Annotated in this window: 8 protein-coding genes and 2 pseudogenes; 4 read left to right on the plus strand and 6 right to left on the minus strand. The window is 73.2% G+C overall.

Features of this window, described 5'->3' with window-relative positions:
- Positions 1–144, plus strand: a pseudogene (locus tag ABZ484_RS26755) (ABC transporter permease); the annotation flags it as partial.
- A gap of 6 nt (positions 145–150) precedes the next feature.
- Complete coding sequence (locus ABZ484_RS26760) at positions 151–891, plus strand: sirohydrochlorin chelatase (protein ID WP_358868473.1); 741 nt, start codon at positions 151–153, stop codon at positions 889–891.
- Positions 892–1132: 241 nt separating this feature from the next.
- Here ABZ484_RS26760 and ABZ484_RS26765 read toward each other — a convergent pair whose 3' ends face one another.
- The 3 genes from ABZ484_RS26765 to ABZ484_RS26775 form a co-directional block, all read right to left on the minus strand.
- The gene (locus ABZ484_RS26765) at positions 1133–1768 is read right to left on the minus strand and encodes a DsbA family protein (protein WP_358868474.1); all 636 of its coding nucleotides are present in this window, start codon (positions 1766–1768) and stop codon (positions 1133–1135) included.
- A 43-nt stretch (positions 1769–1811) separates the two neighbouring features.
- The gene (locus ABZ484_RS26770) at positions 1812–2831 is read right to left on the minus strand and encodes a 2-dehydropantoate 2-reductase N-terminal domain-containing protein (RefSeq protein WP_358868475.1); all 1020 of its coding nucleotides are present in this window, start codon (positions 2829–2831) and stop codon (positions 1812–1814) included.
- Positions 2832–3006: 175 nt separating this feature from the next.
- Positions 3007–3552: a DUF1697 domain-containing protein gene (locus tag ABZ484_RS26775; protein WP_358868476.1), complete on the minus strand. Its 546-nt coding sequence runs from the start codon at positions 3550–3552 to the stop codon at positions 3007–3009.
- A 248-nt stretch (positions 3553–3800) separates the two neighbouring features.
- Between ABZ484_RS26775 and ABZ484_RS26780 the strand changes: the two genes are divergently transcribed.
- Positions 3801–6047: an MMPL family transporter gene (locus ABZ484_RS26780; RefSeq protein WP_358868477.1), complete on the plus strand. Its 2247-nt coding sequence runs from the start codon at positions 3801–3803 to the stop codon at positions 6045–6047.
- A gap of 79 nt (positions 6048–6126) precedes the next feature.
- On the opposite strand, the pseudogene mgt reads toward ABZ484_RS26780, so the two are convergent.
- Positions 6127–7372 (minus strand): annotated as a pseudogene (mgt, locus tag ABZ484_RS26785) (macrolide-inactivating glycosyltransferase).
- 503 nt (positions 7373–7875) lie between these two features.
- Here mgt and ABZ484_RS26790 point away from each other — a divergent pair.
- The gene (locus tag ABZ484_RS26790; protein ID WP_358868478.1) at positions 7876–8739 is read left to right on the plus strand and encodes an aminoglycoside phosphotransferase family protein; all 864 of its coding nucleotides are present in this window, start codon (positions 7876–7878) and stop codon (positions 8737–8739) included.
- 37 nt (positions 8740–8776) lie between these two features.
- Here ABZ484_RS26790 and ABZ484_RS26795 read toward each other — a convergent pair whose 3' ends face one another.
- Entirely contained in the window at positions 8777–9499 is a 723-nt protein-coding gene (locus ABZ484_RS26795) for a 3'-5' exonuclease (RefSeq protein WP_358868479.1), read from the minus strand.
- Between the two features lie 111 nt (positions 9500–9610).
- Positions 9611–10849 carry an SAV2148 family HEPN domain-containing protein gene (locus ABZ484_RS26800; protein WP_358868480.1) on the minus strand — a complete coding sequence of 413 codons (1239 nt, stop codon included), beginning with the start codon at positions 10847–10849 and terminating at the stop codon, positions 9611–9613.
- Positions 10850–10925 lie beyond the last annotated feature (76 nt).

Below are 10925 nucleotides of genomic sequence, written 5' to 3' on the forward strand. Positions count from 1 at the left end.
AACGGCCGCAACGCCAGCTCCATGGCCATGGTCTTCCAGGCCATCATCCTGATCCTGTTCGTCGGCATCGCCATCGACCTGCTCATCTTCAGCCCGCTGGAGCGGTGGGTCCTGCGCAGCCGCGGCCTCTTCGTGAAGAGCTGATCGCCCATGTTCCCCCAGCCCGTTCTCCTGGTCATCGCTCACGGCAGCCGCGACCCACGCCATGCCGCGACCGTGCACGCCCTGGTGCGCCGGGTGCGGGCCATGCGCCCGGAGCTTCGGGTGGAGACCGGCTTCCTGGACTTCAACGTGCCGTCCGTGCACGGCGTGCTGGAGTCCCTCGCCGCCGAGGGAGTGCGGGACGTGGTGGCGCTGCCGCTGCTGCTGACCCGCGCCTTCCACGCCAAGGCGGACATCCCGTCGGTCCTGCGCCAGGCTCCGGCCCGGCTGCGGATCCGGCAGGCCGACGTCCTCGGCCCCTCGCCGCTGCTGACGGCGGCCCTGGAGCGCCGGCTGTACGAGGCGGGGCTGTCCCCCGCCGACAAGTCCTCGACCGGGGTCGTGCTGGCCTCGGCGGGGTCCTCCGACCCGGAGGCGATCGCAGTGATCGCAGAAATCGCGCGGGAGTGGCGGCACACCGGTTGGTGCGCCGTGCGGCCTGCGTTCGCCTCCGCATCCCTTCCGCGCACCGAGGACGCGGTGCGCGAACTGCGGGAACTGGGCTGCGCGAGGGTCGCGGTCGCACCGTACGTGCTGGCTCCCGGCTTCCTCCCGGACCGCATCGCGCGCGGCGCGGCCGGTGCGGACGTCCTCGCCGATGTGCTCGGCCCGGCGCCGGAGGTGGCGCGGGTGCTGCTGGAGCGGTACGACGCCGCCCGGCAGCCGGCGATCACGGCCGTCGGCGCCTGAGCCGGCCGGGGCGGCGTCGGACACGGTCCAGCCGGCCTGTCCGGCGGATCATGGCGCAGACGCGGGGCCGGCAGCGGCGTTGTCGTCGGTTGCCGGCTCCCCCACGCTCGAACGAGCTCGCGCGGGGACACCCCCATCGCGTCGCCGCCCTCCTCCGCCTTGCATCTGGGCGCACCGGCCCCCGCTCACCCGGGCCGATCCGCGCCGCCGCTCACCTGCACCGTGATCCGCCGGACAGGCGCTAGTCGAAGCGGAGCGATCCCGTGCGGGTGCGCTTGAGCTCGAAGAGGTCGGGGTGGCCCGCCAGCACGCGGAAGGCGTCGAAGAGCCGGGCCGCCTCGGCGCCGCGCGGGATCGCCCGCAGGACGGGGCCGAACCACACCGTCCCGTCGACGTGAACGGTGGGCGTCCCCACATAGCGGCCCGAGTCGGGTTCGGCGCCGGTCTCGTGGCTGCGGCGGACGGCGGCGTCGTAGGACGGGTCGTGCGCGGCCTCGGCCAGCTCGGCGGGGAGCCCGAGTTCGGCGAGGGACTCGGTGACCACCGCGTCGAAGTCCGTCTCCTCGCGCTCGTGGATCCGGGTGCCGAAGGCGGTGTAGAGGTCGCGCAGCACCTTCTCGCCGCCGAGCCGCTCGGCGGCGGCCACGGCGACGCGCACCGGGCCGATCGACTTGTCGACCAGCTCCCGGTACCAGTCGGGCAGTTCGTTGCCGATGTTGTGCAGGTACAGGCTCATGACGTGGAACCGGAGGTCGAGCGGGCGCTCGCGCTCGACCTCCAGCAGCCACCGTGAGGTGATCCAGGCGAAGGGGCAGGCGGGGTCGAAGTAGCAGTCGACCCGGGTGGGCGGGGCGGTGTCCTGACGGGAGTCGCTCATGCTGCCGACCCTAGGGCCTGATTGGCGCATCATCACGGTCCAATCAGCGACCGCTTTCCTGGTCCACTTCGTCCGCCAGCCGGACCAGCTCGGCCACCGGCAGCGAGCCCGCGGTCCGGCGCTCGCGGGCGAAGGTGTTGGCCAGGCGCTGAAGGAGTTCGTTCACCGGTGTGGGCACGCCGTGCAGCCGGCCCAGGAGGACGATCTCGCCGTTGAGGTGGTCGGCCTCGATGGTGCCGGTGCCGCGCGTGAGGGACTGCCACGAGGAACCGCCGCCCCGCTGGGCGCCGGGCAGCGGCACGAGGGTGATCCTGTCGCCGCGGGCCTCCTTCTGCTCCTCGGGGCTCGCGTACGCGATGCCCGCGACGGCGAGCACGGCCTCGCCCTCGGCGCGCACACGGTCGTAGAGTGCACGGGCCTGCTCGCTCTCCGGGGGGCCGCTGACCGCCTCGATCGCGTTGGCGAGGTTGCCGAGCAACTTGGCGTACTGCCAGCGGGACACGTCCGGCACGACGGGCGCCCCGAAGTGCGCCCGCTCCAGGTCGGCGGCGATCCGGCGGAGGGTGTCGTCGGTGCCGTACGGATACTGGCCCAGGTGCAGCATGCCGGTGAGCGGGGTCCCGGCGGCGGAGACGACGCCGGGTTCGACGTGGGCGGAGGGCAGCCAGACGCAGACGCCGTACACGTGCCGGAAGCGGCGCAGCGCGAGCCGCTGCCCCTCCACGCCGTTCTGCGCGCACAGCAGTGGCAGCCGCTCGGCGGCGGTGCCGCCGCCCGCCACCGGCGCCGGGCCCCAGGCCGCCAGTGCCGCCTCGGTGTCCTGGGTCTTGACGGCCAGGACCAGCACGTCGTCGGCGCGCAGCTCGCCGAGCGCGTCCGGACCGTCCACGGCGGGCAGCCGGTACGTCAGCTCGCCCTCGGGCACCCTGAGCCGCAGCCCGCCCGCGCGCAGTGCCGCGAGGTGCGCCCCGCGCGCGACGAGCACCACCTCGCGCCCGCTCTGCGCCAGCCGTCCCCCGACCGCTCCGCCGACCGCCCCTGCCCCGATGATGATGTAGCGCATGGGAGGAGCCTCCCACAGGCTGCTGCGAGTGATCGCCACCAAGGCCGGGGTGGTGCGTACCGGCGACAGCGCCTGGCACAGCGGGAACCAGGGCGAGATCGCCGCCGCGCACGGGGCGAAGCCGGGGCAGATCGCCCTGGCCCGACCCGCACCACGCGGCCGCCCGGCCGCCGCCTCACTCCGCGGTCATCTCCACGAGCTTGACGACCGTGTTCCAGTTCCGGGTCGTGGCGATCAGGCCCTTGTTCAGCGAGCGTCTGGACAGGTGCTCGGCGAGCTTGGAGCGGCCGAGGCCGTCCGGCGCGTACAGGTACAGGGCGCGGTCGCCGAGCCGGAACTCCTCCGGCAGATAGGCCGCCCGGTCGAGTTCGGCGTAGCGGGCGTCGTCCACGGGGGCGGAGAAGTAGGTCACGTGCAGCTGTCTTGCCTGGAGTTCGTCGGCCGGGAAGGGGCAGGCGCCGGCGACGGCCCGCAGATAGGCGTGGTCGCGCACGATCACGTCCACCGTGAAGCCGAACCGCTTCTCGATCGCGGCGACCAGCTCCGCCGCCAGGGACTCCTCGTCGCCGTGGCCGGCGGCGAAGACGGCCTGGCCGCTCTGGAGGTAGGTGCGGACCTCGCCGTGGCCGAGTTCCTGTATGAGGGCGCGCAGCTCGGCCATCGGCAGCTTCCGGTTGCCGCCCACGTTGATCCCGCGCAACAGCGCCGCGTACATCGTCATCCGCCCACCTTAGAGCGGTCACCCTGATCACCGTCCCCGAGAAGGGCGGGTAGTTGTAGGGGGCCGCTGTCCTCCCCAGTGCGGAGAGGCCGGGATACGAGGGGAGGAGCGGCGGCCGTCCCACTTCACCGGTCAGCACGACGAGCTGCGCTTATGCGGCCCATACCGTCGTTGCGGAAGGTGGCGGCAGGGGGTCGCCGCCACGTACGAGGGCCTGAGCGAGAGGGCCTGGAGGGGGCAAGCCCGTCATGGGGAACCGAGAGACACGGGTGCGGGGCCTCGCCGCGCGGGCCGGCGGCTGGTCCGCCCGGCACCGATGGGCGGCGGTCGGCGTATGGGTGCTGTTCGTCGTCCTGGCGATGGGGCTGGGGTCGGCGGCGGGCCGGATGGACGTCAAGGACAGCGACCAGCTCAAGGGCGAGACGCACACCGCCGCGAAGATCATCGAGGACGCGGGGATCAAGGAACCGGCGAGCGAGAGCGTCCTGGTCCAGGCGAAGGACGGCACGACCAAGGCCACCGACGCCGCCTTCCGGGCCGCCGTCGCCGATGTGGTGAAGGCCGTCGGCGCCACCGGCCGGGTCACCGACGTGACCTCGCCGTACGACACGAAGACCATCTCCCGGGACGGCCGCAGCGCGCTGGTGCAGTTCGACATGCGCGGCGACGCGGAGACCGCGGGCGACAGGGTCGAGCCGGTGCTGAAGGCCGTCGAGGGCGTCCAGAAGGACCACTCCTCGCTGCGGATCGAGGAGATCGGCGGCGCCAGCATGAACAAGCAGTACTCCGACGCCTTCGGGGACGACTTCAAGCAGGCCGAGTACTCCGCCGTGCCGGTCGCCCTGGGCATTCTGCTGATCGCCTTCGGCGCGCTGGTGGCCGCGCTGCTGCCGGTGGCGCTGGCCATCACCGCGATCATGGCGACGATGGGACTGATGGGCATCGTCAGCCATCTTCAGCCGATGAGCGACACCGCCAACTCCGTGATGCTGCTGGTCGGCATGGCGGTCGGCGTCGACTACTGCCTGTTCTATCTGCGCCGGGAGCGCGAGGAGCGCGACGCCGGGCGCGACCCCGGTACGGCGCTGCGCATCGCCGCAGCGACCAGCGGCCGGGCGATCGTCGTCTCCGGTGTCACGGTGTGCGTGGCGATGGCGGGCATGCTCTTCACCGGGCTCGCCGAGTTCGAGGCGATGGGCCTGGCCTCGCTGATGGTGGTGGCGGTCGCCATGGTCGGGTCCGTCACCGTACTGCCGGCGCTCCTTTCGCTGCTGGGCGAGCGGGTGGAGAAGGGGCGCATCCCCTTCCTGAAGCGGCGCCGTCGCGGCGGTGGCGGGGAGAGCCGGTTCTGGACGGCCGTGCTGCGGGGCGTGCTCGCCAAGCCCGTGGTCTCGGTGGTCGTGGCGGTGGGCGCGCTGCTCGCCGTGGCGGCTCCGGCGCTCGGCATGAAGACCTCCCAGCTCACGCTGGACCAGGAGTTCGGGAACTCGCTGCCCATCGTGCAGACGTACAACCGTGTCAACGACGCCTTCCCCGGCGGCTCCGAGCCGGCCCAGGTGGTCGTCAAGGCGAAGGACATCAAGGCCCCGGAGGTCCGGTCCGCGCTGGCGAGGTTCAAGGAGCAGGCCGTCAGCTCGGGCGCCTCGCGCGGCCCGGTGGACGTCAAGCTGTACGAGGACAGGAACATCGCCTTCGTCTCCGTGCCGCTGGTCGGCGGCTCCGACTTCGACAAGGCCGGCAAGAGCCTGGAGAAGCTGCGCGACCAGGTGCGGCCGGCCACGCTCGGCACGGTCGAGGGCGTGCAGGCGCCGATCACCGGTCAGGTCGCCGGCTCGCACGACTTCAACGACCAGCTCATCGGGTCGGTCGTCCCGGTCTTCGCCTTCGTGGTGGTCTTCGCCTTCCTGCTGATGCTGCTGTCGTTCCGCTCGCTGACCGTCGCGATCACCTCGATCCTGCTGAACCTGCTGTCGGTGGGCGCGGCCTACGGCATCCTCGTCGCCGTCTTCCAGCACGGCTGGGGCGCCTCGCTGGTGGGCGCGGAGGGCGTCGGCGCGATCGTGACCTGGCTGCCGCTGTTCCTCTTCGTGATCCTGTTCGGGCTGTCGATGGACTACCACGTGTTCGTGGTCTCCCGGATCCGCGAGGCGCGGCTGCGCGGCCGGACCACGAAGGACGCCATCCAGCACGGCGTGGTCACCACGGCGGGCGTGGTCACCAGCGCCGCCGTCATCATGGTCGCCGTGTTCGCGATCTTCGGGACGCTGTCCATGCAGTCCATGAAGCAGATGGGCGTGGGCCTGGCGGCCGCGGTGCTCATCGACGCGACGCTCATCCGCGGTGTGCTGCTGCCGGCCGTGATGGCGCTGCTGGGCGAGCGCAACTGGTACCTGCCGAAGTGGCTGCACCGGATGCCGGACCTCACCCACGACGAGACGCCGGAGGTCGTGGTCGCCTCCTCGGTGCCGGAGCAGGGTGAGCGGCTGAGGGTCTGATCCGTCCAGCAGGCCGGAGGGCCCGTTGGTTTCCATGGGGGAACCAACGGGCCTCGGTCATGCCCCACTCATGTCCCACTCACGCCCGCGCGGCCCGCAGTTCGGCCTCGATCAGGTCGGCGGCCCGGCGCGTTCCGCCCTCCTTCGCCATGTCGGCCTGGATCTCCTCGAGGCGGCGGGCCACCTCGGGGTCGTCGACGAGGGCGAGGGCGGCGGCGCGCAGGGTCTCGGCGGTCGCCTCCTCCATGGGGAGGTGGCGGGCGACGCCGAGGCCCTGGAGGATGTCCGCGTTGCCGAACTGGTCGACGGCCTGCGGCACGGCGATCATCGGGGTGGCCGTCGCCAGCCCCTCCTGGCTGCCGCCGGCCCCGGCGTGCGTGACGAACAGGTCGGCCTCACGCAGGACCGCCAACTGCGGCACCCAGGACCGCACGTCGACGTTCGCCGGTACGGCACCCAGCTCCGCCGGGTCGACCTGCTTGCCGATCTGGAGCACCAGGTGCCAGCCCGGCAGCTCGCCGAAGGCCTTGACGCACTCCCGGTAGAAGGCCGGCTGCTTGGTGAAGGTCGAGCCGAGCGAGACGAGCGCCACCTTCTCGGCACCGGCGGGCCGCTGCCAGTCGCCCTGCGTCGCGCGGTCGCCCTGGCAGGCGCCCACGAAGGTGTGCACGGCCTCGTCGACCCGGTCGGCGTGGGGCTGCAACGCCCTCGGGATCAGGACGAGCGAGCGGGCGGGGCGGCCCGCGAAGGGATCCGGGTGCTGGGTGATCCCGTTCTCGGCGAGCCAGGCCTCGAAGCGGGCGTAGTAGGCCCGGCCCCGCTCGGTCCGGCGGGGCTCCGCCCACATCGGTTCGGCGACCTCCTCCTCGTAGCCCTCCCAGGCGACGAGGTTCGGCGAGAGGGAGACGGCGGGCACGCCCCAGCGGTGGGCGAGGACGCGGGCCGGGTAGGAGGTGATGTCGTGCAGGACGAGGTCCGGCTCGTCCCCGGCGTAGGCCTCGATGAGCTGGGGCAGAGCCTGGACGGCGTCGTTCAGGAACGGCTCGACGTGGTCCAGCAGCGTGCTCCCCCAGGCCGACGGGTCGTCGTCGGGCGAGGGCAGCGTGGAGTGCCACGGCTTCACCTCCGCCCCGGTCTCGGCGACCTTGTCCGCGAACACGGGCGGAATCGCGTACGTGACCCGGTGTCCGCGCGCGACAAGCTCGCGGATCACCTCCAGGCTGGGGTTCACATGCCCGTGGGCGGCGATGGAGAACATGGCGATGTGCGCGCGACTGGTCATGCCCGCGACCTTAAACGAGACGAGACGTCTCGTGCAAAGCAATATGCCCCCACGGCCCCCACCTGGACGGATGCGACACTGGCCGTCCGGCCCTCCACCGGCGCGCGCGGACGGCGGACACCGACGCGGAACGCCGGGCACGGTCCCCGCGCACGGGCCACGGATCCGGACCACGCTCCGCGGAACGCGGTCCGGGCCACCGGAGCGGTTCACGCTCACGGCCACGGGCGCGGAGTCCGGGCACGGAGCACCGGCACGGGTGCGGGCCACGGGCGCGGACCCCGAGCGGGAACCACGGGCATGCGCCATGCTCGCGGAGCACGAACCCGTGGCACGGGCCGGACCCGCGCACACGGCACCTCGTGCGGACCACCGGCACGGGCCACGCGCACCGGCACGAGCGCGGAGGACGGGCACGAGCCACGGACGCGGGCCACACGCAGGGGCACGGGCCCGGGCCACCGGCGCAGAGCCCGGGCCCGGGCCCGGGGCACCCGTGCGGACCACGAGTACGAACGAAGAACACCGACAACGGAGGCGGACGACATGGACGAGGCGCGGGCGCGGGATGTACTGGCCGGGGCGGGGGTGCTGCCGGGGCCGGCCGGTGGGGCGCGGCTGCTCGCGCTGGGGGAGAACGCGGTGTTCGCCGCCGGTGATCTCGTCGTCAAGGTGGGCCGGGACGCCGAGCTGCTGGACCGGGCGCGGCGGGAGCTGCGGATCGCGGTGTGGCTCGCCGAGGCCGGTGTCCCCGCGGTGCGCGCGGCCGAGCCGGAGCCGCTGCTGGTGGACGGGCACCCGGTGACCGTGTGGCACCGGCTCCCCGACCCCGTGCGGCCCGCCGAACCACGGGACCTGGCGGAACTCCTGCGCACCGTCCACGCACTGCCCGCCCCGGAGTTCGCTCTGCCGCCCCGCGAGCTGCTGGGCGGGGTGGAGCGCTGGCTGCGGCTCGCGGGCGACGCGATCGACCCGGCGGACGCGGCGTATCTGCGCCGGCGCCGGGACGGTTTCGCCTCGGCCGCCGCCGCGCTCACCCCGCATCTGCAGCCGGGCCCGATCCACGGTGACGCGCTGCCGCGCAATGTGCACATCGGCCCCGACGGACCGGTCCTGGTCGACCTGGAGACCTTCTCCGCCGATCTGCGCGAGCACGACCTGGTGGTCATGGCCCTGTCCCGGGACCGCTACGGGCTGCCCGCCGGGGCGTACGACTCCTTCACGGCGGCCTACGGCTGGGACGTACGCGAGTGGGAGGGCTGCTCGGTGCTGCGCGGCGCCCGGGAGACGGCGAGCTGCGCCTGGGTCGCGCAGCACGCCCCGGGCAACCCCAAGGCCCTGGCCGAGTTCGAACGCCGGGTGGCGTCCCTCAGGGACGGCGACGAGACCGTCCGCTGGTACCCCTTCTGACCGCCGCCCGCCCCAGGCGGATGTCCCGCCCTCGGGGTCAGACCGGTTCGCCCGCCGGCTGCCGCAGGGGCCATGTCCCGTCGACCACCGCCGCCGCGTCTCCCTTGCGGCGCAGGAAGGCCTGGAAGTCGGCCGCCCAGGCGGCGTACCACTCGATCTGACGGCGGTGCAGTTCCGCCGGGCCGAGGGCCGCGACCTTGGCGTGCCGCCCGGCTATCGCCCCGGCCAGCCGGGCCGCGGCGAGCGCGTCGGCGGAGGCGTCGTGGGCGGCGTCGAGCACGATGCCGTACTCGGAGCAGACCGCCTCCAGGGTGCGCTTGCCGCGGCGGTAGCGGTCGACCTGGCGGTCTATGGTGTACGGGTCGATGACCGGGCCCGGTGCCGCGCCGCCCAGGCGGTCGCTGAGCGAGGGCAGGCCGTGGCGTCGCAGCTCGGCGGAGAGCAGCGTCAGGTCGAAGGCCGCGTTGTACGCCACGACCGGTGTGCCCGCCTTCCAGTAGCCGGCCAGGACGTCCGCGACGGCGTCGGCCACCCGGTCGGCCGGGCTGCCCTCGGCGGCGGCCCGCTCGTTGCTGATCCCGTGCACCGCGACCGCGTCCGGAGGGATCTCGACGCCCGGGTCGGCCAGCCATTCCCGGTGCCCGACCGGCTCTCCCTCCCTGACCTCGATCACGGCCGCCGTGACGATGCGCGCCTCCCGCGGATCCGTCCCGGTCGTCTCCAGGTCGAAGCCGATCAGCAGCTCCCGGTGCCAGCCCATGGCGGCCCCCCTTCTCGTGGTGCTCTCCCCCAGTGGTCTTCACCTTCGCATGGGCCACTGACAATCAGAGGACCGCGTTCCGCTTTCCGCCGCCCGCTCCCTGAAGGCATTTCAGGACACCGGCCGCGAATCCACCCACATCGTCTCGAATTCCTCGCGATAGGCGGCGAACAGCCCGCCCTCGTCGACCTGGTCGGACCTGACCACCTTGGTGCCGTTGCGCAGCACGAACACCGGCGCCTCCATGCCCCGGCTGCGCCGCAGATAGGACTGGACGACCCCGACGCCGTCGGAGCCGTCGCCGTCCACCAGGTAGGCCGTGACGCGCGGTGTCTCGTCGTAGACCTGGATCTCGAAGGCGCCCGGGTCGCGCAGCCGGGCACGCACCCGGCGCATGTGCAGGATGTTCATCTCCACCGAGCGGCTCAGCTCGCCCCGCTTGAGCCCGAGTTCGCGCTCGCGCCGCTTGACCGCGCTGGAGGCGGGGTTGAGGAACAGCAGCCGCACCCGGCAGCCGGACTCGGCCAGGCGCACCAGGCGGCGGCCGGAGAAGTTCTGCACGAGCAGGGTGAGGCCGATGCCGATGGCGTCCAGGCGGCGGGCGCCGCCGAAGATGTCCTCGGCCGGGAACTGGCGCAGCAGCCGCACCCGGTCCGGGTGCACGGCGACCACGTCCGCGTAGCGGTCGCCGACCAGGTCCTCCACCGCGTCCACCGGCAGCCGCCGGGCGGAGGGCACGTCGCCGCCGGTGCCGAGCATCTCCAGCAGCCGGGCCGAGGCGCGTTCGGCCTGGCTCAGCACCGCCTCGGACAGCGCCCGGTTGCGGGAGACGACGTTCCGGGTCACCTCCAGCTCGTCCAGGGCGAGTTCGACGTCACGGCGCTCGTCGAGATAGGGCTCGAAGCAGGGCCAGTGCTGCACCATCAGCTCGCGCAGCTGGGGCAGGGTGAGGAAGCTGATCACGTTGTCGTCGGCCGGGTCGAGCAGATAGCCCTTGCGGCGGCTGACCTCGCGGACGGCGACCGCGCGCTGCACCCACTCCTGTCCGGCCGGTCCGGCGGCGGCGACCACCCAGTCGTCGCCGTGGACGGGCTCGTAGACGGGCCGCAGCACGGCGGCGACGACGGCGCGCAGCCGCTGTTCGACGAGGTTCAGCCAGATGTAGGCCCGGCCGGCGCGCTGGGCGCGGGTGCGCACCTCGCGCCAGGCGTCGGCGTCCCAGTCCAGCTCCGGCCCGATGGCACCGGCGTCCATGGGCCGGGCCAGGGACACCGCGCCGGGCGGGACGTCTGCGGAGCGCCCCTCGTGACCCTCGTCACCAGGGGGCAGCTCCAGGCCTCCCGAGCCCACCCGTGCACCGCCTTCCGCTCCCCCGAGCACTCCCCGTCCCAACGATCAAGGAAGGGTACTCCGGGAGCGGTGCGCG

Source organism: Streptomyces sp. NPDC006393 (genome assembly GCF_040628575.1).
Classification (GTDB): domain Bacteria; phylum Actinomycetota; class Actinomycetes; order Streptomycetales; family Streptomycetaceae; genus Streptomyces.

Excerpts from the sequence above, each read along its gene's own strand:
- ABZ484_RS26775 (WP_358868476.1), bottom strand. The coding sequence starts at position 3,552 with ATGACGATGTACGCGGCGCTGTTGCGCGGGATCAACGTGGGCGGCAAC.
- ABZ484_RS26795 (WP_358868479.1), bottom strand. The coding sequence starts at position 9,499 with ATGGGCTGGCACCGGGAGCTGCTGATCGGCTTCGACCTGGAGACGACC.
- ABZ484_RS26760 (WP_358868473.1), top strand. The coding sequence starts at position 151 with ATGTTCCCCCAGCCCGTTCTCCTGGTCATCGCTCACGGCAGCCGCGAC.
- ABZ484_RS26780 (WP_358868477.1), top strand. The coding sequence starts at position 3,801 with ATGGGGAACCGAGAGACACGGGTGCGGGGCCTCGCCGCGCGGGCCGGC.
- ABZ484_RS26765 (WP_358868474.1), bottom strand. The coding sequence starts at position 1,768 with ATGAGCGACTCCCGTCAGGACACCGCCCCGCCCACCCGGGTCGACTGC.
- ABZ484_RS26770 (WP_358868475.1), bottom strand. The coding sequence starts at position 2,831 with ATGCGCTACATCATCATCGGGGCAGGGGCGGTCGGCGGAGCGGTCGGG.
- ABZ484_RS26790 (WP_358868478.1), top strand. The coding sequence starts at position 7,876 with ATGGACGAGGCGCGGGCGCGGGATGTACTGGCCGGGGCGGGGGTGCTG.